This is a genomic window from Paenibacillus sp. FSL H7-0331 (assembly GCF_001956045.1).
The window spans coordinates 71,756-97,107 of sequence record NZ_MRTH01000007.1 but is presented as its reverse complement, the minus strand read 5'-3'; the positions used below and the strand labels follow the sequence as shown (position 1 = coordinate 97,107).

Below are 25,352 nucleotides of genomic sequence, written 5' to 3'. Positions count from 1 at the left end.
ATGCTTCAAACCTGATTTGAATGGGTAATCATTGCTAACTGGCTATTTTATGGCAGTTGGTATACATACATAAGCAATGGCATACAAAAGTGGAGGGGGTTGGTGGAGCAGCGCTCATTTGGAGTGATGCAAGCTTTCCGCTGCCGTCGGATGAACAGGGCATTGTTCTGTTCATAATGAAGTATTGGGCTTCATTATGCGGTGGAACGATGTAAAATGCGGTGCCAACGAAGGGATTACAACTATAAAGAGAATTAAAGGAGATGTGTTATTGATGAAGCTTTTGAAAACCAAATTTGCGTTGCTCGTACTCTGTATGGCCCTTATGCTCCCAACCTTGGTGGCTGGAGCAGCACCAGCACCTGCCAGCAATTCCATTACAGCTGCTTCTGATCTGCGTGTAGGCCTTGGACAACTACTTGGGGAGCATGCCTTGCTAGCTGTACTTGCCATGCAAAAAAATTATGACAAAGCAGTTGATTACAGCGATACAGCCAATCTTCTTAGCAAAAACACAGATCAGCTGGCTGCGGCTATTGCATCGGTATACGGTCCGGATGCCGGAGTGACGTTTAAATCGATCTGGAGCTCTCATATCGGCTATCTGATTGAATATGTAAACGCTACAGCCATTAAAGATGAAGCTGGTCGTGCAGCAGCTGTGGCGAAGCTTGATGACTATCGTGTCAAGCAAGCCGCTTTCTTCGCAGTCGCCAACCCGGACAATTTTAAAGCGCCAGCTATTGAGGAAAGCTTGAACATGCACATCGGTCACCTGATCGAATCATTTAATGCTTACGTGAACAAGGATTATGCTGATGCTTACACCAAGGCACGTATGGCTTATAGCCATATGTATGAGACCGCGGATGTGCTAGCTATTGGTATGGCTACCCAGTACCCTGACAGGTTTTCAAATTCCTCTATTCAATCGACAACGGTGGATCTTCGTGGCACACTGGGCCAAGTGTTAGGCGAGCATGCATTACTGGCGATTGTGGCGATGCAAAAAGGAATTGACGGCAAGCCGGATTTTGATCAGGTTGTAGCTGCACTTGGGCAAAATACGGATGATTTAACTGCAGCAATCGCTGTCGTATACGGTCAAGGTGTAGCAGATGAGTTCAAACCGCTCTGGGCTTCGCACATTGGCTACCTCTTTGATTACGTAAAAGCAACAGCAGCTAAGGATTATCTGAGTGCGAAGAAAGCAATGGATAACCTGGATGTATATCGTGAATCTCAAGCGCAATTTTTTGCAAAAGCGAACCCGGACTTTTTTCTTGAAGCTGACATCAGCAAAAGCTTGAAAGAGCATAATAATTTTTTGTTGACGGTCTTTGATACGTATGCCAAAAATGATTATTCCTTTACTTATCCCAATGTAGACATGGCTTATACACATATGTTCAAAACAGCTGATGCTCTGGCAATCGGCATTGCTGCTCAATTACCGGCTATGTTTCCGCAGGTGCAGCCGCCGATCGTTACCAATAGCGTAGTAACCTTTACCATCAACAGCACCGAGCTGGATGTAAATGGACACAAGCTAACGATGGATGTAACTCCTCTAAGAAAAGAAAACTATACGTACATTCCACTTCGATATGCTGTTGATGCAGTGGGTGCCACATTAATCTGGAATGAGGCTGATCGTTCCGCAACGGTGGCCTGGAATGGCAACAGCGCAACGTTTTCTCTGGGCTCCGACTTTGTAATTCACAACAGCACCAAGAAAGTTGCGAGCGCTCCATTGACACTTCAAGGTGACAGACTTGTAGTTCCTGTTCAGATCTTCGCAGAGGTGATAGGCTGGACAGTGGACCTTGCTGAAGAGGGTAAAGTTATTCGTTTGCTGGCTCCATAGGCTTTATAGAACTCATACTCATATTTATCAGCAATGAAAGCGGGCCTCTTGGCTCGCTTTTTTTCACCACAACGTGCGAGAACCGCATTCTTATAAGTGTGGCTGTGTTCGTATAATTGTACCGTATAATCCGATACTGAACAGGTGGAGGTGGATTGATTATGACGTTTGCAATTGGAGCAGCAGTCATTGTGATCCCGATATTTATGTTCTCGGCAGCCAAATGGAATCGCGGTAACGGAGTCGGGCTTGGCTTCGATTGGCTGGCTATCGTTAGCAGTTGGGTGTTCGGGATTATGGCCGCTGTGAAGATTTATGAAATTAATCGGGATCAGGAGGTCATGATGACGACGATCCATAAACTGTTTGCCGATGTACGCTTTTTGGCCTGCGGTGCTTATCTGGGCAGTTATCTCCTGTATAGACTGATCGCGGTAGCCTGGGAATCGTATCAGGACATGAAGCTGCGCCGCAGCTAATAAGCCGAACATGCAACAAGGCACCCCAGACGTTAATCATCTGAGGTGCCTTGTTTATGCTGAGATAAGCCGCTTATTGCATAAAGGGCTTCTTTTCTTTTAGCTCATAAGGCATGGCATCGGGTTGGGTCTGCAGAATCCATTGATCATAGGCGTCTTTGAATACATCACAGGTGAACTCATAGACGACAGATTCGGCAGGAGAGATGGTAATGCCGCTTGTCGATTTGATCGCTTTGGATACGGTGAACCCGGCCTCGAACTTGATTTTGGCGGAGGTATTATCTCCGTTCATGACGATATCCTTAATGACCATGTCGTTCTTTTTGATTCCATCACCGCCGGTAAGGGTGACGACGCTTTGAACGAAGCTGCTGCTTTGCGTGACATTATCGATCAGCTTGCGTATCCTCTTTTGCGGTACGTTATCAAAGCTGATTTGCACGGAGCGTTCGGTTTCATCCCAGGCCACATCAGCTCCTGCGGCTTCACTTACAAATCGCAAGGGCATGAAGGTGCTGCCATCACGAATAACCGGTGACACCTCAAGGAAATAAGTCGTTTTATTGACGACTGCCGTTGCTTTATTAATAGTCAATATAATGGTGAGTCCACCCTTGGTTGCTGTTGCCATTTGTTTGTCATTATCCCACGATACAGTAAAGCCAAGCTTTTCAAACAAGACGCGCATCGGCACCATGGTATTGCCTTGTATAATAAAAGGTTGTTGTTCCCACTGCTGTTTTTCCTGCGATATATAGATGGGGATCTGAGGGTTGTCCTGAGCACTAGCCGACAAGGGAGTAATCAGCAACATGCACAGACATAGGCCTATTGATATCCATTGTACATTTTTCAATCTAAGCATCACGGTAAACCTCCTGACTGAATCTTTAAGTTCATTTTCTAGCTGCCGCTGTACGGTTCGGATTTATGCATGATTGCCCTTGAGCTCCTGCTGGGCGTTCTGAAGAGCCTGGATGATCTCGGCCAGCTCCTGCTCGTTCCAGTGAAATGTTATATAATGCGGGACGTATCCACCGCTGTTTACCTCGAGCATAGCTACTTGCTTGACATCGTCCACAATCAGAGACAACTGTTCACTATCGTAAATCGGTTTCCATGTCATCCTATAAATCCTCCCGTACACCTATTTATACATCTAAACACAATTCGACACAAGTGACACAAATCCTTTTGGTTTAAATAGTCATAATACGGATGAGAGTGTGAATGGTTTCCCTTTTCGCTGATTTTTTGGTATCTTGGGAGTAGCGGCTTTGTATGGAATTGTAACATTTGGGGAGGAGACAGGTAGGATGGAAGAGATGGACAGGCAGCAACCTACAGGAGGATCGCCTCTCGTTTCTGTCATTATTCCGACGTATAATCGAGCGGATTTCGTGAGTGAGCTGATAGAGTCCTTGTGGAGACAGACGTATCGTCATTTGCAAATTATTATCGTGAACGATGCCGGGGAGCCGGTTGATTTTCTGCGAACGCTTTACCCGGAGCTAGAACTGAATATCGTCAATATGGAGTGCAATTCCAAGCATGTCCATGCCCGTAACCGCGGTCTTACGCTAGTGCGTGGTGAATATATTATGCTGTGTGACGATGACGACCTGCTGCTGCCGACGCATATTGAGCGGATGATGAAGGAAATTGAAGGCTCTGATATGGTCTATTCGGATGTGGAAATTTTCGATTATAGAGTGGAGGGGCACACAAGGCGGGCGACAGAGCGATTCGTGTTTGCCTATGAGCACGATGTAGCGGCAATGCGCAGATTTTCAACGTTTGTTTCGTCAGGTTGTCTGTATCGCGCAGAGCTGCATGAGCGCTTGGGAATGTTCGACGTGGAGATGTATCATTATTGGGATTGGGATTTCTTTTTACGGGCGGTCGAGCGTTATCGTGTCAAAAGAGTGTCGGTAGCCAGCGCCTTGTACGCGTTCTCGGAAATAGGCGGCAATATGTCGGGTCAGCACGAGGACATGCGGCCTTACCTGGATAAGCTGTCAGCAAAGCACGGGTTGGGTGAGCTGCCAACCAAAAATTTTCTCGTTCTGCTGGAGGAGCCGGAGGTGTTGAGCCGCAAGGCCAAGACCGAAGTGCTATGGGATGGAGAGCCCATCGTATCCAGACGTGCGCTGCAATTCAGGACAAGCCCAGTAGACGGAGCTCATTCTATATAACAGATGCGTGTGGACGGAGTAGAGCCAATTCGAACAGAATATGCCGAAGCAAAGCGAATCTGGATAGCTTCTGGTAGTTTCAGGAATCGGATACCTGTGGGTGAGCAGGGAACGATTCAAGCGCTTATTTAGCAAGGGGGAGCATGATGTGATAGGCACGATGGAGCAGGCGGAAACGCTGCTGAAGACTTATTACGGCTACGGATCCTTCCGTGACGGACAAAAACAAGTGATTTCAAGTATTTTAAACAGACAGGATACGCTTGGTATTATGCCCACAGGTGGCGGGAAGTCAATCTGCTATCAGGTTCCGGCGATGCTCCTTGAGGGGACAACGATTGTCGTGTCACCGTTGATTTCATTGATGAAGGATCAGGTGGACGGGCTGGATAGCATCGGGGTGTCTGCAGCTTACATCAACAGCTCGCTTTCATATGCCCAGGTGGAGCTGCGTATTCGCAAGGCACGGCTTGGTGAGTACAAGCTGCTGTATGTGGCGCCGGAGCGGCTGGAGTCGGAGCGTTTCATCGAGCTGCTGGCCAATCTGGAGGTGCCGATGGTCGCCATTGATGAGGCGCACTGTGTCTCGCAATGGGGGCATGATTTCCGACCGAGCTATATGGCGATCAGCCGGCTGGTTACACTGCTGCCGAAGCGACCGATTGTAGCTGCTTTTACAGCTACGGCTACAGATCAGGTTCGTGAAGACATCGTCAAGCATCTGCAGCTGCGTGCGCCGGAAGTGTTCGTGACCGGATTTGCGCGGGAAAATTTGGCTTTGTCGGTTATTAAGGGTGAGAACAAGCGGGATGTGATGCTCAGCTATATACGTGAGCATGAGGATGAAGTCGGCATTATTTATGCGGCTACACGCAAGGAAGTTGACAATTTGTACGAGCTGCTGCGCAAGCAGCGCATTCCGGTTGGTAAATACCATGCAGGGATGACGGATAAAGAACGCGCCGAAGCCCAGGAGCAGTTCCTGTATGATGAAATACGTGTGATGGTAGCCAGTAACGCATTCGGGATGGGTATTGATAAATCGAACGTGCGTTATGTCATCCATTATAATATGCCGAAAAATATGGAGGCTTATTACCAGGAAGCTGGACGTGCCGGACGGGATGGTGAGCCGAGTGAGTGCATGCTGCTCTTCAGCCCGCAGGACATCCACATTCAGAAATTTTTGATTGAGCAGTCGATTGGGGACCCGGAGCGGCAGGCACAGGAGTATCGTCGGCTGCAGCAGATGGCGGATTACTGTCATACCTCGCAATGCCTCCAGCGCTACATTGTGCGTTACTTCGGTGATGATGGCGAGGATTGTGGTCGGTGCAGCTCCTGCAGTACCGAGCGGCAGATGACGGATATCACGATCGAAGCGCAAAAAATATTTTCCTGTGTGCGGCGGATGAAGGAACGCTTCGGTGCGACAACGGTGGCATCGGTGCTGAAAGGCTCGCGTAATAAGAAGGTGCTGGAGATGGGCTTCGATAGCCTGACGACCTACGGACTGCTGAAGGAACGCACGGAAAAAGAAATCGTCGATCTGATCCAGTTGCTTGTGGCTGAGGGCTATTTGCTCATTACCGATGGCAAATTCCCTGTACTGCGGCTGCACGCCAGAGCACAGGCTGTCTTGGCGGGCGAGGAGCGGGTCGAGCAGAAAATGCGCATTCGGCAGGCGCCTGTGGCCCGCGAGGTCGAGGCTGACCTGTTCGACGAGCTGCGGCAGCTGCGCATGACGATTGCGAAGCGGGAGGGCATTCCGCCTTATATCGTATTTCCCGACAGCACGCTTCGGGAAATGTGTGGAATCAAACCGACGAATCCGGCGGCTATGCTGAAAATCAAAGGTGTCGGGGAAGCTAAATTTTTCAAATATGGGGCCTATTTCATCGATTTTTTCAAAAATTATCAAGGTTAGCAGGAAATTGAAATACAGGCGGTCTTTATATTATCCTTGTTAGAAGGTGAGCAATTCTGTGGCCAAGCAAAAATATTATGTAGTATGGGAAGGGAAAGTACCGGGTATTTACGAAACCTGGGCAGAGTGCCAGCAGCAAACGAATGGCTATCCGCAAGCCAAGTTTAAAGCCTATGAGAGCTCGGCTGAGGCTCAGGCTGCGTTGGCCCGAGGCTGGAAGTCGTCCTTTGCGGCGGCCAAAGCAGCGGTCGGTACCAGTACGGGTTCGACAAGCTGGAAGGGCAAGTCAGGTGCCTCAGGTGGCACAGGCTCACCCAGCGGAGATAAGGCAGCCGGAGGGAAACTGCCTCAACAGGTCGTGCTCGACAGTATATCTGTAGATGTGGGCAGTAAGGGCAATCCGGGTATTGTTGAGTACAAAGGAGTAAGCACAAGAACCGGTGAGGTCATCTTCGAGCACCCGCCGATTGCCAAGGGTACGAATAATCTGGGTGAATTTTTGGCGATTGTCCATGCACTGGCCTATCTCAAGCAGCAGGGCAGCTCGATGACGGTGTACAGTGATTCGATGACAGCGATGAGCTGGATTCGTAAAAAGGCTGTTGCTACGACATTGCCGCGCGACGCCTCAACCGAGGAAATTTGGACGCTTGTCGACCGTGCTCTCAATTGGCTGCATTCAAACACCTACAGCAATCCGATTCTCAAGTGGGATACGAAGGCGTGGGGAGAGATCAAAGCCGATTACGGTCGCAAGTAGACTGAGCAAGGGCAAGGGAAGCGAGTTATTATGAAGCCTGTTCCACGGGTGGATGGTGTAGGCGGAACTTGCGACTTGCTGTATATACATAACATACAAGGAGGCTTTCCCCTAAGCAGTGTTGGCTGCTAAAGGAAAAGCCTCTTTGGCTGTAATTACTTATTGGTACTGTGCTGCTTATTGGGCAGCTTGTCGCCTGGGGTTCCTTTACCTTGATGTCTTTTATTAGCCTCGGCTTTTTTCTGTGTGTCGTGTACTTTCTCTACAAAATCATGCGTATCGTCCATGAGTAAACCTCCTCTATTGTACAATCACTTGTTACTGTAACCTGTTGATCTTGAAAACATGCATGGATCAGGTCAGGTAGAGACAGAAAGCAGCCTACAAGAAGCTACATAAACTCAGCACAGCCCGTTCACTCAAAAGAGTGAAGCGGGCTGTTTGGTATCGTTCATAAGCACAGCCACACGGTAAACTCGCCATATTCCGTTTTCTAGGTAATCACCATTTTTCAGCGGGTCCAAAAAAGGAACAAGACATAAAAACGTGGAGGTAGCCCGGCATCGGGACTCTCGATATGATGAGATCAATACCAGACGTCGCGAGCTTAGGTCACACAAGCATCATGAAGATCGTGTACATGGACAATCGCTTTTAGAAGGAGGTTACGCTTATGCAATCCCGTTTTGTGACTGGCGATGCGGGTTCGCAATTTGTCGAGAAGCGCACAAGCCGGTTTACGGTTCTCAAACGAAAGTGGCGCAGCAGCAAATATTTGATCTGGATGTTTTTACCTTGTCTATTGTATTACCTCTTATTTAAGTACCTGCCGATATTTGGAATTGTGATTTCATTCAAAAACTACAATTTGTACCGGGGCATATGGGAAAGCAGCTGGGTGGGTTTCAAATATTATTTGATGTTTTTTGAAAATCCCGATTTTTTCATTCTCATGAGAAACACGATTTTACTTGGCGTATATAAGCTGCTGTTCGGATTTGCCGTTCCGATTACGCTTGCTCTACTGTTGAACGAAATGAAACATGCAGCCTTCAAAAGATTTGTGCAGACGGCGAGCTACCTGCCCCATTTTATATCCAATGTCGTTGTCGCCAGTATGGTGGTTTTGTTCCTGTCTCCGACCTCAGGCCTGGTTAATCAGTTGATCAAGGCTTCCGGCTTCGACATGATTAACTTCCTCGTGAATCCGGGCTGGTTTCGTACAATCTACGTGTCCTCGGATGTGTGGCAGCATTTTGGGTGGGAAACGATTATTTATTTAGCGGCATTAACGGCCATAGACCCGCAATTGTATGAAGCTTCGGATATCGATGGAGCGAATCGGTTTCATAAATTGATTCATGTAACGCTGCCTGGCATTATGCCGGCGATTACGATTGTGTTTATATTGAATGTGGGCAAGGTGCTGGAAATCGGGTTTGAGAAAGTATTCCTGCTGTCCAATCCGGCTACCTATGAAACCGCTGATATTATCAGTACCTATGTATACAGAGTCGGTTTGACTAATTCCAATTTCAGCTACGCCGCCGCAATCGATTTATTCACGGGTTTGGTAAGTTTGGTATTCATCATTTCGGCCAATTATGTGAGCCGCAAGCTTTCAGAAAACAGCCTATGGTAGGTGAGATGAGTTGAAGAAAAAATGGAGTTTGTTTTCCGCTGTTAACGTGGTGATCCTGCTGTTTGTAGCTGTTGTCACCATCTATCCGTTCTGGTACATGCTGTCGATTTCACTCAGTAAGGATATTTTCGTGCTCCGCGGCGAGGTCACGCTATTCCCCAAGGGACTGAACTTTGATATGTATACAATGGTGCTGAGTGATCCGAGGATTATGCGCGCCTACGGCAATACGATCCTCTATGTAGTGTTAGGTACCTTGATTTCATTGGTCATTACGGCAATGGGGGCGTACTCTTTATCCAAGAAAAGGATGGTATTTCATAAGGGATTCACCTTGATCATTATTTTTACGATGTTTTTCAGCGGGGGAATGATCCCGACGTTTCTCGTTGTCAAAAGCTTTGGTTTGATGGACACGTTGTGGGCAATGGTGCTGCCGGGAGCCGTCAACTCATTTAACCTGCTGGTTATGCGCACTTTCTTCCAGAATGTTCCGGTCGAGCTTGAGGAATCCGGGACAATGGACGGACTGACCGACTTTGGAATTTTTATCAGAATTGTCATTCCTTTATCCCAAGCGGCTTTTGCGACAATCGGGTTGTATTATGCAGTCGCGCTGTGGAATAACTTTACCCTGCCGTTTCTGTATCTGACCGATGAGAAACTGTTCCCGCTTCAGGTCGTGCTGCGAAGTATCGTGCTGGCAGGCGCCAGCGGCTATGGGGAGTCTACCGGAATTGGCGGTGATAACGTGATTGTCGAGGAGTCCCTGAAGTATACCGTTATTATGGTGGCAACCTTACCGATTCTGATGATTTACCCGTTTCTGCAAAAGTATTTCGTCAAAGGGGCTCTAATTGGTGCTGTGAAGGGCTGAGCAGCAGGACAAGGCCATATGCATCAAATCTGTATGAACTTTGGAGACACGCTCTTAAAGAGTATAATCATATGAATGAGGTGAGACGCATGAGTAAAAAGGGTTCAATCTTGTTGTCGTCGGTTGTAGGATTATCGCTGGTTACCGGATGTGCTTCTGGTGGTGAAACGAAAGAAACCCCACAAGCTGCGGTTCCTAACAGCCCTCCTGTCAAAAAAACGTTCACCATGCTCACGGAGTCCAATCCAAGCTGGCCTTATAGCAAGGACTGGCCGGCCTGGAAGTGGATCGAGGAGAAAACGGGTGTAACTCTGGATGTGCGCACGCCACCTGGCAAGACGGATGAAGCTGTTAATCTGGCCGTTGCTTCCGGTCAAATTCCCGACCTGATGATCGTTAAGGATCTGCAGCAGGCGAATAAATTCGGCCAGCAGGGCGCGTTCGTCAATATTCTGGATTATAAGGACCAAATGCCGAATTTCAAAAAGTGGATGGAGAAATATCCGGATATTACAAAGGAAGCGATTGCGGCTGACGGCAAGATGTATCAGTTCCCGAACGAGGGCTTTGGTGAGACGAACCGGACAATCTGGATGGACCGCGATGATATTTTCAAAAAGGAGGGGCTTAAAGCTCCGGCGACTTACGATGAGTTATATGAGGTATTGAAGCAATTAAAAGCGAAGTACCCGGACAGCTACCCGCTCTCCTTCAGAATCGGCGGAAACCGTCTGCAGATCCTGAAATATATGGCCCCTGGCTTTGGCACGCATGATGATTTCTTCTACGACAAGGCGAAAAAGGATGTTCGCTACGGCCCGACGGAGAACGAATTCAAGACGATGATCGAGTATATGAACAAATTTTACAAGGATGGGCTGATTCCACCGGATTTTCTTACGCTTGAAACGAAGCAATGGCAGGATATGATGGCCGGTTCCAAGTCCTTTATCACCGTGGATTATATCGGACGGATCGACTTCTTCAATCTGGCGATGCGCAAAGAAAATCCGCAGTTTACGGTAGCCTTGATGGCACCGCCTGCTGGGGGAGCGAACGGCAAGCAGCAGAACGCTTATACGCACACAGTCACCGGAGGCTTCGTCATTGCCTCGAAGGCCAAGGATGTGAAGGATATTATGAAATTCATGGATTTCTTCTACTCCGAGGAAGGCAAAACGATGGCAAGCTGGGGCAAAGAAGGTGAATCGTACACGGTAGAAAACGGCACAAAGAAAATGAAAGCCGACTTTGTCGATGTAACCGATCTGCGTAAGAAAACCGGATTGGCTACTTATGGCACCTACCAATGGATTGATTATGACGCGCATCTGTCCCTTTCCTCCAAGGAGCTGCAAGCGGCTTACCCGGAAGCGCGTAAATATGATTCCGAGTATAGACCGAAGCCATCATTCAATGAAAATGAGCTTGAAATCATTTCGACAACCGGTAAAGCGCTGGAAAAAAGCAGGGACGAGAATTTATCCAAATTCATTCTGGGTGAAAGAAAAATGGCGGAATGGGATCAATTTGTTGCCGAGCAAAATAAGCTGGGTCTGGATAAAATCAAAGCTATTTACAAGACGGCTTATGAGCGTACGGACAAGATACTTTGAAATAGTCAAATAAAGCTCCAAATCCACCTTCATAGTGGTTTTGGAGCTTTATTCATTCTTATGTGGGGACTGTGTCACTCACTCGTCTTATCTCGCTGGTCAGTCGCATTCGCATTTAATCCTCTGTACCATTACCGAACAGTTGCATGTAATTCCGGTAAGCGTCCTCGCACCAGCTCGCCTTCAACGCATTATCATACAGCTTGAATCGGCCAGTAGGCTTGGTCGCTTCCGTGTTGTGCTCCAATCTCTTGGCATAGTGCCGCGCATGAGTGAAGCTGCGCTTCGCCAGCTTGTGGCGTCCGGACCATTTGAACCTGTTCGTCCGCACCATATAGTAGAGGTAATGGGTCATGTCTTCGAGATAGGTGAATCGCATCTCGTCCTCCAGAAGCCGCGTTATAACCTCGTCTTTCTTAGCATGAAGCAGTGCATCGTCTATCAGCTTGCGGCAGTAGGCCAGCAGATCCATCGTTTGCACAAGGCTGATGCCTGCGTTAGGATCATCTGACTGCTGCTCGTACTGCATGTGTTTAAGCGGAAACAGGATTTCTGCATCCTGATTCAACAGAGCTGCGAGCGATAGACGCCGGTCTCCGAGGTATTGATAATGCTTCAGGAACTTGGCATTGCGCATCGCGGTCTCCAATGATTCATAGAAATGGCGCATCTCCCTTGCGACTTCTCCATAATACTGAGTGAAGTAATCATCAAGCAGTGCTTCTACATTCAGCTCTGGATTCCACAGCATTCTATACAGCTGGTAGTTGGTGAGAGTCAGGGTACCCCATTTTTGGTCGGACATGTGCATGTAATGAAAGTGTCGGATACCGGTCCGGTAATAAAATGGGATGTCCTGCTTCATGATCGTCATGAACGGAACCGGAATCGTGGCGAAGGCTCCCACATTGTAATATTCGCCGATATACAGCTCACCGCGGTAATGCCGGTTCAGATCGGTTGTCCAGGGGCGATACGTGCTCATTAAATCCGCATTGGTTTCGGTGCATACTGCATCGTCCAGACGGTGGACATAACAGCGCTCAATTGGAAAATAAGTTGGGTAACAGCTGGCATAATCGTAATCTTCCGGCAATGGTCGGTCCGGTGCGGGCAGCGTCTCGTGGTAGACGGGGAACAAAATCTTCACATCCCGCTTCAACCGCCCGTCCATGATGGCCTGACGGATAAACTGGCGCAGTCGATGGGTGACGAGAATCATTTTGTACGCATAGTTGCCTGTCGTTTCGCACTGCTCACAGGAGCACCATTGTCCGTTATCCAGCATCCAGAAGTTTAAGTAATCAACCTGCTTCCAGTCACCGGATATGAGATCCTCTACCACATTGCTGCACAGCTCGTCGGTGGCATCGGCATTGGTGGTACAATAGTTGTCCCCATAGCCTTCACGGTCGCCTGCGCCGACATTGGCGCTGCGCTCACCGTTGACCAGCCCGAACCACTCAGGATGGGCTTCAAAATAAGTCGGTCGGCTGTCGATTATGGCAGTGGAATGACCGGGCCCATGAGACGGAGGGTATGGATAGGGGGCATGCGGGTTCAAAAATCTTGATAGGATGTTATGGCCTCCGGCGCAAAGGCGAATACCCCGTTTTTTCAATGCGTGAGGATTGTGTATGCGATCGAGAAATACAAAATTGACGCGGTTGCGCGCCATCCAGTTGGTCAGGTCCGCCGAGGAGTCATCGATATGCTCACTGTAGCAGCCCCTTGTCCGAAAGCGCGGGGCCTCGCATATATCTGTGTCCGGCAGGGTGAAATTCACCGAGGCAGGTACCACCATGCCCTGCTCGCCGAGTCCGAACCAGCGGAAGCCGAGCGTTTCCAGAAAAGCATACACCGCATACAAGGTGCCGACACGGTCCCGGCCGGCTAGTAGAAGCAGCTTGCCGCCTTGGTTGTTGACCGTTACCGCACAGAAGCCTTCAGCGGAAAGGCTGTCCCATTCGTAGCGCCGCGCCAGCTCGTGATGGTCCCAAAGCTGCTGGGCAAATCGGCTGCTTGCCGGTGTTCCGACAAGGATGCCGTCGCATTGAAGCGGCTCCATGTCCTCAAGCTCATCGGTGTCGCGCAGCGGGAAATAACGTTCATCCTGTTCATCCACTCCGGTTAACAGGCAAAGGTGGCTGCGCAGCTCGACCGCAGCAAAGCATTGCGTGCAGTGAAGCGCTTGTGGATTGGACTCGTCCCACCAATCGATTTCCTGCTCCGCAAATGCGGCCTCACGAATTGTAGCAAATGCTCCTTTATCTACGATAATGGGCATCGCTAGGTGCTGTACAGGCTCTGTTCCTGAATACAGAATGTTCATCTTGTGTTCATCCTTTCGTAGGGGCTTAGCATGGCTGAATGCTGCTGTAAGTCCACTATACGAAATTCTGAAACCTTCGGCTATAGACCGTTTTTCGAATCTGCTTCGATTACATACAATCGCAAATGTACCTTTTTCAATAAAATGCACATTTTTAAAACTTGCTATAAAAACCGTCAGCTGTCGCACTACTGACAGTCCGGCGAAAGGCTTCAGATTCAAGACTCGGTTAACGAGGATTTGCGGAATTCACCCGGTGACATTCCCGTCGATCTCTTGAACATGCGGATAAAGGAGTTGACGCTCTGATAACCAACGCTAACGGCAATATCCTGAATCTTGGCGTCGCTGCCAAGCAGCATCTCCTTCGCTTTGCGGATGCGCAGATCGTTCAGATAGTCGATGAAGTTGATTCCGGTCTTGTCCTTGAAATAAGCGGACAAATAGGCGGCAGATACCTTTAATTTATCGGCGAGAATATCCAGCGACAAGTCCTCCCCGATATGGGATTCCATATATTCGGTCATAAACTTCGTGATATGGTCGTAGCCTTCCTTTTTCTTCTGAATCAGCTCTGCGCTTAAGGAAAGATAACCGCTCAGGAAGTCTTTAAACTGTTCGTGCGTATAGCAGCTGCGGATTTGCTCACCGGGGGAGGGAGAATCAGCAGATAGCTGCATATCGAGCTGCAGCGTGATTAGTGTTTTGTTCACCTTGCTCACAATCTCCTGGGCAAAATCTATAAATGCGTGCGCGGTCACTTCGTTTTTTTGCATTCGGTCCAGAGTACGATGAACGAGTGTTATCGTCTGGGCAGCATTTCCGGCATGCAGATGAACCATGAAATCCTGATCCTCCAGGGAAGTAAAGCCCCAGTGGTGAATGGGAGTTTCTGCTGTGGTGGACGGAGCGATAATCTGCGTTTCCTCGTTAAGCTTCCTTTTTTGAAGCCGTCCCAACGACTGCTCGTAAGCAGCGGTGAAATTAGCAGATTCCGGGAAAACATCGCTGACCGCAATCGTCAGAAATATATATTGATTATCAAGATCAAGCACCTGCTTAATATGCAGCAGTGTTTGCTGAAGCCGTTCGTCCAAGACAGGATCTGCAAATATCAGCGTCAAGATCATATCCTGCTCCATTTGGAACGTTAGCGAATTTTCATACTCCTTGAGCATCGTCATCTGAATAAATTCCTTCACATAATAAGAGGCCTTGTCCTTGCCGAACTCCGTGACTCCCTCGAAGTCCTCCTTGTAGGTTAATTGGAACGCCGTCATAACGAACGGTTTTTCCAGCATATCGGGTTTTTCCTCTTGTGGAACGTCGGAATGGGTCTGGATGTTTTTGATTTTATTAATGAACGAATAGTATTGCAGCAGGGAGTCTTTATGCGACAGGTCGGCTTTGGCATTACGATCGGACTGGGCGAGCTGGGCCAGCCGCTGACTTATAATATTGAATTCCCTAATTTGAAAGGTAGGTGGCGCGCTGGCATTAAGCTCGGTAACCGATTGAACGATACGTTTCAGCGGATTGTTGAATTTCATACTGAAAAAAATGGAAGTACCGACGCTTATAATAATCGCGATCACCAGTAGGGAAATCAATATGACGTTCATCTGCGTCGTTTGCTGGGAGATGCTTTGCTCCGGTACGATATTGACATAAATCAGCCCTGACTCTGGAGAAGCCTTATAAAAGTATAAATTTTTATCGTGCTTGATGAACAGACTATCCGATTTGCTGAAATCCGGAAGATTGTCCAGTAATGACGTATCCCCTACGTTGTAGATCACTTTCCCGCTGCTGTCCAGAATCAGAAAATTACTGTTGATCGATTGATGGAACTTTTTCAAAGCTTTACTGGCGTCGAGAAAGGCTAAAATCGTCGTATTCGAGCTGCCTGACTTTTTGACCATAATCGGCAGAAGCTGCTGTTGGCCCGGTGACGGATCGAATACCTTCTTTTGCGAAAATTCGGCAGCTGGATACAGCTGAAAGCTGAACGGTTTTAAAGCCTCAGCTCTCCAGAATTCCTTGGTGTACAGCTGGGATTCATAATATTTATCAAACAAATCCGCAGACTGGTGGGAACCGTTCTTGTCAATGGCAATCTTCAGGTTCTGGAACTGCACAATGACATTATCCAGAAATAAAGGTTCGTTCCCCATCATGACGCGAAGCTCGTTGTTGAGATCGACGACAGTCGAGTAGCTGGGCTGATCCCGGCTGCTTTCCAACGCGATGGCTGAAGTGCTGAATAGCTCGCTCAGTAAAGTTGTCTGGAGCAGATGAAGGTGATTCTCATAATTATCGACGGTATGATTCAGGTTGAGTGTATTGTAACGAATGATCTCGTCATATAAATTGTTGCGGAAAAAAGCATAGGAGACGAAATTAAAAGTGGTGAACAAGAGGATAATGACCAAAAAACTGAATAACAATTTATTAAACAGAGAACGTGACTTTTCTTTGATATCCAGTAAAGTGCTCATGCTGTTGTCCTCCTTGTGGGCTGCTCCATGCAGGCGGTTTTTGTGTTCTTTCATTATTACATACTTTAAATCGATATCCTCTTTTGCGCTATATTCATTTTTCAGGAAATGCTCTTTTTTTCAGGTCAGAAGGAAATGGTGTGCTTTTTAAAAAGATGTCCGTTTATTTAGCCTTGGATAGGGAATACAATGGCCTTAAGCTAAGCTAGCTAAGCCAAGCGGAGTTGGAATTCCGCGTTATTATCGAATTCCAGGAGGAGATTAATGATGAGCAGGCTGGGAACGATTGTTGAAACCGATGCGGATCAGTTAAAGGTAAAAGTATTCGAAACAAGAGCCGCTATGGGGCAGCGGGCTGCTGTTGATGTAGCCGACAGGATAAAAAGCTTGCTGGGCTCGCAATCCGAAGTACGAATGATTTTTGCTGCAGCGCCATCACAAAACGAGATGCTGCAGGCGTTGGCCGCAGACAAGGATATCGATTGGAACCGCGTCACCGCTTTTCATATGGACGAATATATTGGACTTCCGGCCAATGCCCCGCAGGCGTTTGGTCAATTTTTGAAGGATCGGCTGTTTGATATCGTGCGTCCGGGCAAGGTTCATATTATCGACAGCTCGGCGGATATTGCTGTGGAGGCGCAGCGGTACAGTGGCCTGTTGGCTGAAGCTCCGATTGATATCGTGTGTCTGGGCATCGGGGAGAACGGGCACATCGCGTTCAACGATCCACCGGTTGCAGACTTTACGGATCCACTGCTGGTTAAATCTGTGGAGCTCGATTTGGAATGTCGGCAGCAGCAGGTGAACGACGGCTGTTTTGCTGGGCTTGAGGATGTGCCGAAGCATGCCTTAACGTTGACCATTCCAGCGCTGGTAGCCGGCAAGCAGCTGTTCTGCGTGGTACCGGGTCCGACCAAACGGGAAGCGGTGCAGCAAACGTTGAACGGACCGATCTCGACGGCGTGTCCGGCAAGCATCCTGCGTCGGCACATGAACTGCATGCTGTATGTTGACAAGGCCTCTTATGGCATGAAGTAAAAAGGGCTGCTTGATCGTTGATTTAGTATCAGTGAGAATTGTGAGCCCTGCTGGAAGGAGCACTGACGGAGGATGAAATCGATGGATTTAAAAGCTGCCGTAATTGGGGCCGGGATTATTTCGGACCAGCATTTTGAGGCCATGCAGAGAACGGAAGGCTACACGCCCTGCGCGGTCGTGGATATCAACAAGGATAAAGCCGAACAGGCAGCCAAACGTTATGGCGTTCGAGCTTATACCGATTACCGCGAGATGATGGAAACCGAACAACCGAATGTGGCAGCGATTGCCCTGCCGCATTTTTTGCATAAAGAAACCGCCTTGTACGCGGCCGAACGCGGGTGCCATCTGATGCTGGAAAAGCCAATGGCGCTTACCACTACGGAGTGCGATGAGATCATTGCAGCCGCGCATAGAGGGAATATTCGAATTCTGGTCGGGCATACGCAGCACTATATGGCTGAAAATCTGGCGGCTAAAGCGATTCTGAATAGTGGAGAGCTTGGCGAACTGGTGATGATCAATGATACCCGGCATATTCATTATTATAAAGATAGCAGACCACAGTGGTTTCTTGAAAAAGCGAAGTCCGGTGGTGGTATCCTGGCGAATCTGGGCGCACATTCCATCGACAAGATTCAATGGTTAACCGACAGCTATGTCCGTCGGGTGCGGGCATCGGTCAGTCATCACGGCAAGCGAGGCGACGTGGAGGGCAGCGGTATCATTTGGCTGGAGCTGGACAACGGTATCCCTGCTACGATTGTTCAGTCCGGCTACCCAGGGGCGTCGCGCAATGAGACGGAGCTTATATTCACTGGCGGTATGCTAAAGCTGAACACGGGCCAAGACCTCTGGATCAGTCGGGGAGGCGCCTATGAACCAGTCGAAGTGAATGCAATAGCAACTCCGTTCGAGCTACAGTACAGGGAGCTTCGCGACGCGATTCGTGAAGCACGCGACCCGGAATGCTCAGGAGACTACGGCCGCAGCGTCATTGCTGCTATAGAGCAGGTGTACCGTTCTGCAGAAACGGGAACGGAGCAGGAATTGATCTGACCGGTATAAACGGCGGGTCTATAGTCTAGAGGGGATTCTGAGGTTGCCTCTTCCTCTACTTAGCCGACCAATTGTATGAATTCACATAGGAATAAGTCTAAAGGAGAGTTAAACGATGATTAATCAGGCACAACCAGCTATAGAAACCATCGAACAATTGGAACAAAAGCTTGCCGAGCCGTCAGATGCTTTGGTACACGATTTAGCGCAAGTTGACGGTGATATTATGCTTCTTGGCATTGGCGGTAAAATGGGTCCAAGTTTGGCGCGCCTCGCCATGAACGCGTTACGTCGCGCAGGTGTCGTAAAAACAATCTGGGGTGTATCACGCTTTTCTGATAAAGCGCTGAAGGACGAGCTGGAACAAGAAGGTGTTCGCACAATAGCCTGCGATCTGCTGGATGACGAGCAGCTGCAGCAGCTACCTGACGTGAAAAATATCATTTACATGGCTGGCAATAAATTCGGCACGACCGGACGCGAGCATTTTACATGGGCGATGAACGCCTATCTGCCTGGCCGTGTCGCGGAGAAGTTCCGCAACTCCCGTATCGTCGTGTTTTCATCCGGCAATATTTATCCGTTTACCCCGGTATTCCAAGGTGGTGCAACAGAGGAGACTTCTCCGGCGCCGCTCGGTGAGTATGGGCAGTCGACGCTTGGACGGGAACGGGTTTTCGAGCATTTTTCCCATCATTACGCTATTCCAATGGTTATCTATCGCTTGAATTACGCAATTGATTTGCGGTATGGGGTTTTGCTGGAGGTAGCCAGATCCGTACAATCCGGCAAACCGATTGATGTGACCATGGGCCATGCTAACTGTATATGGCAGGGAGATGCCAATGAAATCGCACTGCGCAGTCTGAATGTGTGTACCAGTCCACCCAATTTTATCAACGTCACCGGACCCGAAACGATGTCGATGCGCTGGATAGCTGAACAGTTCGGCAAACGTTTGGATAAGGAGCCGGTTTTTATTGGTGAGGAATCGGATATGGCGCTTCTGAATAATGCCTCCAAATCCCATCAGCTGTTTGGATATCCCCGTGTGTCGCTGCTGCAGATGATCGATTGGATAGCACAATGGGTGAAAGAAGGCGGGTCCACCTGGAATAAGCCCACACATTTTCAGGAAAGAGACGGTAAATACTAATGATGGCAGCTCATAAAAACTTGTCAGCCGAACAGCTTCGTGCGCTCCACAGCGGATTGGTGATCCCGGCGCACCCGCTTGCTTTGAACAGCTCGCGCCAATTGGATGAGCAGCGGCAGCGCGCGCTGACCCGATATTATATGGCATCAGGAGCCGGAGGTATTGCTGTTGCTGTCCATTCCACGCAATTTGAAATCAGGGAAGAACGCTACAATCTGCTGGAGCCGGTGCTGCGTCTGGCTGCGGAGGAAGTGGACAATGCTCGGTTGACCCGACCGTTTCTGAAGATTGCCGGAATTTGCGGCTTCACCGATCAGGCCTTGGCCGAGGCTGAGCTTGCTGCCAGACTCGGCTATGACGCTGGATTGCTCAGTATGGGCGGTCTGCAGGGCTGGTCAGAGGAGGAAATACTGCGCAGAACCGAAGCCGTAGCGGAGGTAATGCCTGTCATTGGTTTTTACCTGCAGCCATCTGTTGGGGGGCGCATATTCAGCTTCGATTTTTGGCGGCGCTTTGCCGAAATTCCCGGAATTGTCGCGATCAAAATGGCTCCTTTCAACCGGTATCAGACGATTGATGTCGTGCGCGCCGTATGTTATTCAAGCCGCCGCGATGAAATCGCGCTGTACACGGGAAATGACGACAACATCATCAATGATTTGTTGACGACTTATCGCTTCAACGTTAATAGTGTATCCGTGGAAAAAACAATAGTTGGCGGATTGTTGGGTCATTGGGCGGTGTGGACGCAGAAAGCGGTAGAGCTGTTGGAGGAAATCAAGGCAGCCCGTCAATCGCAATCTATCGATTCGGCCTGGCTGACGCGTAATATTGAAGTAACGGAATCCAATGCGGCCTTCTTTGATCCGGCGCATGCTTTTGCAGGCTGCATTCCAGGCATCCATGAGGTGTTAAGACGGCAGGGGCTGTTGGAAGGAACATGGTGTCTGAATCCACATGAAACGTTGTCGCCTGGGCAGGCGGAGGAAATTGAGCGGATGTACCGCGATTACCCTCATTTAAACGATGATGAGTTTGTGAAAAGCCATTTGGCGGAGTGGTTGGACTAGAGTGGAAGAGAGGGACAGCATGATGCGATTTAAGGATGTATTCTCTATCATTGGCCCCGCCATGGTTGGACCCTCCAGTTCGCATACCGCGGGGGCGGTCCGGCTCGGAAGAGTGGCCCGCCGCTTGCTGGCTATTCAGCCGGAATGGGTAGATATTCAGCTCTACGGTTCTTTTGCTGATACGTATAAGGGTCATGGGACGGATTTGGCGTTGATTGCTGGCCTGTTGGATTACGAGCCTGACGATCCCCGTGTCCGGGATTCGTTGGAGAATGCGGAGCGCCTAGGTATACGGGTTACGATAACACCCAGCAGCGGCTTAGCCCAGCATCCGAATACGGCTTTGATCCTCTTGGGCTGCGGTAACCAGCAAATGGCCATCCGCGGCGCATCGATTGGAGGCGGCAATATCGAGCTGGAGCAGGTCAATGGCTTCGACGTCAGATTCAGCGGGGTTTATCCGACACTGCTTGTTTTTCATACGGACCGTACAGGGATGATCTCGGATATTTCCGGTGTGCTCCGTGAATTGGATATCAATATCGGGTACATGGATGTTGATCGTAAGGAACGCAAAGGGGACGCCTTGACGGTCGTGGAGACCGATGGTTCATTTCCAGCTGGATTACAGGAGCGATTAGGCCAATTAGCGGATGTGCAGGATGTACGAATCATCGACTGGGGGGAGGGGAATTCATGAGGTTTCAAACCTTGGATCAGCTATCGTCAATCTGTCAGGCAGAAGGGCAGCCGATTTCCGCTGTTATGTTGCATGATCAAGCCAAGGAGTCTGGCCGTCCGCCCGAGGAGGAATTCGCGAAGATGGCTGATTACTACAGCATCATGAAACAGGCCGTTCATAAAGGCCTCTTCGAGCCGACGCCTTCCCGAAGCGGATTAACCGGCTTCGATGCGCAGCGTGTTACGGCTTATATGGCCAAGGAAGAGCCGCTGCTTGGCCCAGCCGCTGCGACAGCGATGGCATACGCGCTTGCGGTGTCAGAGGTCAATGCGTCGATGGGACGCATTGTAGCGACGCCGACCGCAGGCTCCTGCGGGATTATCCCCGGTGTATTTGTCAGCACCCAGGAACGATTCGGCTGGAGCGACGAGCACATGGTCGCCGGGCTGTTCAGTGCAGGCGCGATCGGTTATGTGATCGCCAATAATTCATTCGTGTCCGGCGCCGAAGGCGGCTGTCAGGCGGAGATCGGCTCAGCCATCGGCATGGCGGCAGGTGCGTTGGTCGAGCTGAGAGGTGGAACCTCCGCTCAAGCGATCCACGCCGTGGGCCTAGCGCTCAAAAACTCGCTCGGTCTGATCTGCGATCCTGTCGGTGGACTTGTTGAAATTCCCTGCATCGTACGCAACGGCTTCGGTGCGACAACGGCACTGGCCGCAGCAGATATGGCTTTAGCCGGTGTGCGCAGCGTGATCCCATCGGATGAGGTCATCCAGGTGATGCTGGAGGTTGGTGCGGCCATGCCTGAGAAACACAGAGAAACGGCCAAGGGCGGACTTGCTCAGACGCCAACAGGCAAGAGACTGATGAAGGAGCTGTATGGTACACAAAGCAAGGAGGAGCCGCAGCCATGACGAAGCTGATAGCAACCCCCTTGCGCAAACAATTCAGCTCCAATCCTCAAAAAAGACAGTCCCTTTCACGGAACTGTCTTATAACATGCTGGCTTAACTCCCCGAAAGAGTATTGTTATTTGTCACCGCGGTCTACATGAAGTCGGGGCTTCGTATTGCCGGTTGTATCCTTATACATTTCCCGCTCCTGGCTTTCAAGCGGCAGGCTGACGAGCTTCCATTCTGTTTGTCCCATTACCGGATCATAAGGAAATTCATCTCCGCGTTTCAACGTTTCTTCGCGTCCCCATTCGTTTTCATAAATACCGTCTGTCTCCACTTCATGTCCTGAAACTGGCTCCATGCTCTTGTCCTCAGCCATGTGTACCCTTCCCCTCCTAAATAATAGTGATTTCGTTCGTTAGTATGCGCGCGTTTCCTGCAGCCTAATCACTCTATGCATATTCCGACAAAACGTATATAATCGAAAACAGTGAGCATCGGACCCGGCAATCCTGAGAGTGGAGAGCTACAACAATTAAATAGGGAGAGGATTCGTTTTGTTTGTGCAGTGGCTTAGACAAGGTTTCTTTGGCAATGTCCGCAATGATGTATTATCCGGTATTACGGTAGCACTCGCCTTGATTCCTGAGGCAATTGCTTTTTCGATTATGGCGGGTGTAGACCCGATGGTAGGGCTGTACGCGTCCTTCACGATTGCAGTCACCATTTCGATTGTGGGCGGTAGACCCGGCATGATTTCGGCGGCAACTGGAGCTATGGCTTCATTAATGGGGCCGATTATCGTGAAGTACGGCTTGGACTATTTATTCGCGGCAACGGTACTGACCGGATTGCTCCAGCTTATTCTTGGCGTATTTAAGGTAGGAAGGTTTATTACCTTCGTTCCGCATTCGGTTATTATCGGGTTTGTGAATGCGTTGGCCATTATTATTTTCATGGCGCAGCTGCCCAATTTTGTCGGTGAATCCTGGCCGATGTATGCGATGGTAGCAGGGACGCTCGCGATCATTTATTTGCTTCCGCTTCTAACTAAAGTAGTGCCCTCCGCGTTGGTGGCGATTATCGTGATGACGGTTGTTGCGATAGCACTGAAGCTTGATATTCGCACGGTAGGCGATATGGGCGAGATTCGACAGGCGCTGCCTTTACTGCATATTCCGCAAATTTCGTGGTCCTGGCATACACTGCTGATCCTACTGCCTTATTCTCTGGCGTTGGCGATTGTTGGCATGACGGAATCCTTGCTGACCGCAACCATTGTCGATGAAATGACGGAAACTGGCAGTGACAAAAACCGCGAGGTTCGTGGACAAGGGATTGCCAATATGATCAATGGATTGTTTGGTGGCATGGCAGGCTGTGCGATGATCGGACAAACGGTCATTAACATCAAGTCTGGCGGCAGGACGCGGCTGTCAACGCTCGTTTCAGGGGTGTTTCTTCTATTCTTGATTCTTGTGCTTGGCGATATCGTGAAGCAAATTCCGATGGCAGCGCTGGTTGGTGTGATGTTCATGGTGTCGATCGGAACTTTTGATTGGGGAGCGGTTCGGACTCTGGGCAAAATCCCTCGCAGTGATGCAGTGGTGATGGTGCTGACGGTGGCTATTGTTGTGGCTACATCGAATCTGGCAATTGGCGTCGTTTCGGGAGTCGTACTCAGTGCGCTCAACTTTGGCTGGAGAATGGCGAAGCTGAACTGTCAGGTAATTATTCGCGAGGAGTCGAATCTATTCAAATATGAGGAAGCTCTTAAGCAGTATGTGATAACGGGGCCGTTATTTTTTGGTACGATGACCCATTTTATTGAGCTATTCGAGCCGCATACAGACCCCGATCATATCATGATTGACCTTAAAGGATCTCATATTTGGGATCATTCCGCAGTCACGGCAATCACCAAGGTTACGGAAAAATACAGGGCTTTGGGGAAAAAAATTACGATCACCGGACTCGACCCGCAGAGCCGCCAATTGATGGAAGCGTATCGAAATATAGAGATATTATGAACATCCTATTTATACCATTGACAGCCTATAAATAGTGGTGGTAGAGTTAAGACCTAGTAAAAGAGTAGGATTTGCAAAAGATGTAGGGGGAATCGTAATCATGAATAAAATTAAACAAAGTATAGCCTTATTGCTCGTGCTGATTCTGGCAGTGAGCTTGGCAGCTTGCGGAGCCAAACCGGAAGCCAAAGCACCGGAAGCTGCGAGTGGTGCAGCGAGTACAGGTGCCGTGTCGTTGGAGAACAAAAAAATTGCATTGATTATGCAAATCAACCTGGGCACGTTCTCGGCTCAATATATAGAAGGCGTTAAAGAGCAGGTCGAAAAGCTGGGCGGTAAAGTAACGGTATTTACAGCTGAAGGCGATTTGGCCAAAATGTCATCCAATCTGGATGCGGCCATCAATCAAAAGATGGACGGTATCCTGATCGACCACGGTACAGCAGAAGCTTTAGAAGCTGGCGTGAAAAAAGCATTGGAGAAAAAGATTCCGGTTATTGCCTTTGATGCGGACATCAAGCTTCCAGGCGTAACGGTATTAGAGCAAGGCGATCAAAAGATGGCTGAGCTTACGCTCGACAAAATGGGCAAGGACATGGAAGGCAAAGGCAATATCGTGAAGATCTGGGTAGCAGGCTTCGCGCCAATGGAACGTAGACAAGTGGCTTACAAAGCATTCATGGATAAAAACACAGGAATCAAGGAAGTAGCGGCATTCGGAGCAGCTTCGGCCAACACGGCGTTGGATACCCAAGCGCAAATGGAAGCTATTCTTAAGAAATACCCGAACAAAGGCGACATTACAGCTGTATGGGCTGCATGGGATGAGTTCGCTAAGGGCGCTGCCCGTGCGATTCAACAAGCAGGACGCAGTGAAATCAAAATTTACGGTATCGATATGAGCGACGAGGATTTACAGATGATTCAGGACACGAAGAACCCATGGGTTGCTTCTGCTGCTGTAGATCCTAAGGATATCGGACGCATTCAAGTACGTTTCTTATACCAAAAGCTGCATGGCGACCAAACACCGGATAAAATCGTGTTAGACCCGGTTTTCGTATCGAGAGACCAACTGCCGGCTACGCAAATTTCCACAACGCAATTGAGCGAGCACGTTAAAGGCTGGGGTAAGAGCGAGCAAGGCTACACCGATTGGTTGAAGCAAGCTGAGAAGAAATAATCGAGTTTTTAGATATTTAGTATCCCATCGATCTGGATC

Annotated in this window: 23 protein-coding genes; 17 read left to right on the top strand and 6 right to left on the bottom strand. The window is 49.2% G+C overall.

The annotated features are described in order from the left end of the window. Nucleotides 1-56 precede the first annotated feature (56 nt). From BK127_RS43670 to BK127_RS12415, 3 genes are all read left to right on the top strand, one after another. Complete coding sequence (locus tag BK127_RS43670; RefSeq protein WP_179097457.1) at nt 57-215, top strand: hypothetical protein; 159 nt, start codon at nt 57-59, stop codon at nt 213-215. 59 nt (nt 216-274) lie between these two features. Beyond that, nucleotides 275-1,867, top strand: a complete 1,593-nt coding sequence (locus BK127_RS12420; protein WP_076230373.1) for a copper amine oxidase N-terminal domain-containing protein — start codon at nt 275-277, stop codon at nt 1,865-1,867. A gap of 161 nt (nt 1,868-2,028) precedes the next feature. Continuing rightward, entirely contained in the window at nt 2,029-2,346 is a 318-nt protein-coding gene (locus tag BK127_RS12415) for a hypothetical protein (RefSeq protein WP_076230372.1), read from the top strand. 73 nt (nt 2,347-2,419) lie between these two features. Here BK127_RS12415 and BK127_RS12410 read toward each other — a convergent pair whose 3' ends face one another. Both BK127_RS12410 and BK127_RS12405 read right to left on the bottom strand, forming a co-directional pair. Beyond that, nucleotides 2,420-3,214, bottom strand: coding sequence for a copper amine oxidase N-terminal domain-containing protein (locus tag BK127_RS12410; RefSeq protein WP_076230371.1), 795 nt, complete (start codon nt 3,212-3,214; stop codon nt 2,420-2,422). A 63-nt stretch (nt 3,215-3,277) separates the two neighbouring features. Beyond that, nucleotides 3,278-3,475, bottom strand: a complete 198-nt coding sequence (locus BK127_RS12405) for a hypothetical protein (RefSeq protein ID WP_076230370.1) — start codon at nt 3,473-3,475, stop codon at nt 3,278-3,280. A 190-nt stretch (nt 3,476-3,665) separates the two neighbouring features. Between BK127_RS12405 and BK127_RS12400 the strand changes: the two genes are divergently transcribed. The 3 genes from BK127_RS12400 to rnhA all read left to right on the top strand — a co-directional run bounded on the left by BK127_RS12400 (nt 3,666) and on the right by rnhA (nt 7,231). Further along, a complete protein-coding gene (locus BK127_RS12400; protein WP_256711282.1) occupies nt 3,666-4,544 on the top strand; it encodes a glycosyltransferase family 2 protein in 879 nt (292 codons plus the stop codon). 160 nt (nt 4,545-4,704) lie between these two features. Further along, a complete protein-coding gene (gene recQ, locus BK127_RS12395; RefSeq protein ID WP_076230651.1) occupies nt 4,705-6,471 on the top strand; it encodes a DNA helicase RecQ in 1,767 nt (588 codons plus the stop codon). Between the two features lie 58 nt (nt 6,472-6,529). Continuing rightward, complete coding sequence (gene rnhA / locus BK127_RS12390) at nt 6,530-7,231, top strand: ribonuclease H (protein ID WP_076230369.1); 702 nt, start codon at nt 6,530-6,532, stop codon at nt 7,229-7,231. A 155-nt stretch (nt 7,232-7,386) separates the two neighbouring features. Here the strand turns inward: rnhA and BK127_RS12385 are convergent, their stop codons facing one another. Beyond that, complete coding sequence (locus tag BK127_RS12385) at nt 7,387-7,518, bottom strand: DUF4023 domain-containing protein (RefSeq protein ID WP_076230368.1); 132 nt, start codon at nt 7,516-7,518, stop codon at nt 7,387-7,389. A gap of 497 nt (nt 7,519-8,015) precedes the next feature. On the opposite strand from BK127_RS12385, the gene BK127_RS12380 reads away from it, so the two are divergent. The 3 genes from BK127_RS12380 (at nt 8,016) to BK127_RS12370 (ending at nt 11,366) form a co-directional block, all read left to right on the top strand. After that, nucleotides 8,016-8,873, top strand: coding sequence for an ABC transporter permease (locus BK127_RS12380; RefSeq protein WP_076230649.1), 858 nt, complete (start codon nt 8,016-8,018; stop codon nt 8,871-8,873). Nucleotides 8,874-8,883: 10 nt separating this feature from the next. Then, entirely contained in the window at nt 8,884-9,750 is an 867-nt protein-coding gene (locus BK127_RS12375; protein ID WP_076230367.1) for a carbohydrate ABC transporter permease, read from the top strand. A gap of 89 nt (nt 9,751-9,839) precedes the next feature. Further along, the gene (locus tag BK127_RS12370) at nt 9,840-11,366 is read left to right on the top strand and encodes a type 2 periplasmic-binding domain-containing protein (protein WP_076230366.1); all 1,527 of its coding nucleotides are present in this window, start codon (nt 9,840-9,842) and stop codon (nt 11,364-11,366) included. A 115-nt stretch (nt 11,367-11,481) separates the two neighbouring features. Here the strand turns inward: BK127_RS12370 and BK127_RS12365 are convergent, their stop codons facing one another. Then, nucleotides 11,482-13,698, bottom strand: coding sequence for a DUF4838 domain-containing protein (locus BK127_RS12365; RefSeq protein WP_144026444.1), 2,217 nt, complete (start codon nt 13,696-13,698; stop codon nt 11,482-11,484). A 218-nt stretch (nt 13,699-13,916) separates the two neighbouring features. After that, nucleotides 13,917-16,196 carry an AraC family transcriptional regulator gene (locus BK127_RS12360; RefSeq protein ID WP_076230364.1) on the bottom strand — a complete coding sequence of 760 codons (2,280 nt, stop codon included), beginning with the start codon at nt 16,194-16,196 and terminating at the stop codon, nt 13,917-13,919. Nucleotides 16,197-16,460: 264 nt separating this feature from the next. On the opposite strand from BK127_RS12360, the gene BK127_RS12355 reads away from it, so the two are divergent. The 6 genes from BK127_RS12355 to sdaAA all read left to right on the top strand — a co-directional run bounded on the left by BK127_RS12355 (nt 16,461) and on the right by sdaAA (nt 22,118). Beyond that, the gene (locus BK127_RS12355; RefSeq protein WP_076230363.1) at nt 16,461-17,237 is read left to right on the top strand and encodes a glucosamine-6-phosphate deaminase; all 777 of its coding nucleotides are present in this window, start codon (nt 16,461-16,463) and stop codon (nt 17,235-17,237) included. Nucleotides 17,238-17,309: 72 nt separating this feature from the next. Further along, nucleotides 17,310-18,296, top strand: coding sequence for a Gfo/Idh/MocA family protein (locus BK127_RS12350; RefSeq protein WP_256711281.1), 987 nt, complete (start codon nt 17,310-17,312; stop codon nt 18,294-18,296). A 115-nt stretch (nt 18,297-18,411) separates the two neighbouring features. Further along, nucleotides 18,412-19,452: an NAD-dependent epimerase/dehydratase family protein gene (locus BK127_RS12345; protein WP_372237351.1), complete on the top strand. Its 1,041-nt coding sequence runs from the start codon at nt 18,412-18,414 to the stop codon at nt 19,450-19,452. Between the two features lie 2 nt (nt 19,453-19,454). Beyond that, nucleotides 19,455-20,522, top strand: a complete 1,068-nt coding sequence (locus BK127_RS12340; RefSeq protein WP_076230644.1) for a dihydrodipicolinate synthase family protein — start codon at nt 19,455-19,457, stop codon at nt 20,520-20,522. 22 nt (nt 20,523-20,544) lie between these two features. Next, nucleotides 20,545-21,222 (top strand): L-serine ammonia-lyase, iron-sulfur-dependent subunit beta, encoded by a 678-nt coding sequence (gene sdaAB, locus BK127_RS12335; protein WP_076230640.1) that lies wholly within the window; start codon nt 20,545-20,547, stop codon nt 21,220-21,222. Then, entirely contained in the window at nt 21,219-22,118 is a 900-nt protein-coding gene (gene sdaAA / locus BK127_RS12330; protein ID WP_076230362.1) for an L-serine ammonia-lyase, iron-sulfur-dependent, subunit alpha, read from the top strand. Before sdaAB ends, sdaAA begins: the two co-directional genes overlap by 4 nt. Before the next feature lie 115 nt (nt 22,119-22,233). Here the strand turns inward: sdaAA and BK127_RS12325 are convergent, their stop codons facing one another. Next, nucleotides 22,234-22,479, bottom strand: a complete 246-nt coding sequence (locus BK127_RS12325) for a hypothetical protein (protein WP_076230361.1) — start codon at nt 22,477-22,479, stop codon at nt 22,234-22,236. A 178-nt stretch (nt 22,480-22,657) separates the two neighbouring features. On the opposite strand from BK127_RS12325, the gene BK127_RS12320 reads away from it, so the two are divergent. Continuing rightward, nucleotides 22,658-24,130, top strand: a complete 1,473-nt coding sequence (locus BK127_RS12320) for a SulP family inorganic anion transporter (protein ID WP_076230360.1) — start codon at nt 22,658-22,660, stop codon at nt 24,128-24,130. Nucleotides 24,131-24,230: 100 nt separating this feature from the next. Beyond that, nucleotides 24,231-25,313, top strand: coding sequence for a sugar ABC transporter substrate-binding protein (locus tag BK127_RS12315; protein ID WP_076230359.1), 1,083 nt, complete (start codon nt 24,231-24,233; stop codon nt 25,311-25,313). The last annotated feature ends 39 nt before the right edge of the window (nt 25,314-25,352 follow it).

Coding starts and splice junctions, on each gene's coding strand:
- BK127_RS12420 (WP_076230373.1), top strand. CDS start 275: ATGAAGCTTTTGAAAACCAAATTTGCGTTGCTCGTACTCTGTATGGCC.
- BK127_RS12415 (WP_076230372.1), top strand. CDS start 2,029: ATGACGTTTGCAATTGGAGCAGCAGTCATTGTGATCCCGATATTTATG.
- BK127_RS12410 (WP_076230371.1), bottom strand. CDS start 3,214: ATGCTTAGATTGAAAAATGTACAATGGATATCAATAGGCCTATGTCTG.
- BK127_RS12405 (WP_076230370.1), bottom strand. CDS start 3,475: ATGACATGGAAACCGATTTACGATAGTGAACAGTTGTCTCTGATTGTG.
- BK127_RS12400 (WP_256711282.1), top strand. CDS start 3,666: ATGGAAGAGATGGACAGGCAGCAACCTACAGGAGGATCGCCTCTCGTT.
- recQ (WP_076230651.1), top strand. CDS start 4,705: ATGGAGCAGGCGGAAACGCTGCTGAAGACTTATTACGGCTACGGATCC.
- BK127_RS12385 (WP_076230368.1), bottom strand. CDS start 7,518: ATGGACGATACGCATGATTTTGTAGAGAAAGTACACGACACACAGAAA.
- BK127_RS12380 (WP_076230649.1), top strand. CDS start 8,016: ATGTTTTTACCTTGTCTATTGTATTACCTCTTATTTAAGTACCTGCCG.
- BK127_RS12370 (WP_076230366.1), top strand. CDS start 9,840: ATGAGTAAAAAGGGTTCAATCTTGTTGTCGTCGGTTGTAGGATTATCG.
- BK127_RS12365 (WP_144026444.1), bottom strand. CDS start 13,698: ATGAACATTCTGTATTCAGGAACAGAGCCTGTACAGCACCTAGCGATG.
- BK127_RS12360 (WP_076230364.1), bottom strand. CDS start 16,196: ATGAGCACTTTACTGGATATCAAAGAAAAGTCACGTTCTCTGTTTAAT.
- BK127_RS12355 (WP_076230363.1), top strand. CDS start 16,461: ATGATGAGCAGGCTGGGAACGATTGTTGAAACCGATGCGGATCAGTTA.
- BK127_RS12350 (WP_256711281.1), top strand. CDS start 17,310: ATGAAATCGATGGATTTAAAAGCTGCCGTAATTGGGGCCGGGATTATT.
- BK127_RS12345 (WP_372237351.1), top strand. CDS start 18,412: ATGATTAATCAGGCACAACCAGCTATAGAAACCATCGAACAATTGGAA.
- BK127_RS12340 (WP_076230644.1), top strand. CDS start 19,455: ATGGCAGCTCATAAAAACTTGTCAGCCGAACAGCTTCGTGCGCTCCAC.
- sdaAB (WP_076230640.1), top strand. CDS start 20,545: ATGCGATTTAAGGATGTATTCTCTATCATTGGCCCCGCCATGGTTGGA.
- sdaAA (WP_076230362.1), top strand. CDS start 21,219: ATGAGGTTTCAAACCTTGGATCAGCTATCGTCAATCTGTCAGGCAGAA.
- BK127_RS12325 (WP_076230361.1), bottom strand. CDS start 22,479: ATGGCTGAGGACAAGAGCATGGAGCCAGTTTCAGGACATGAAGTGGAG.
- BK127_RS12315 (WP_076230359.1), top strand. CDS start 24,231: ATGAATAAAATTAAACAAAGTATAGCCTTATTGCTCGTGCTGATTCTG.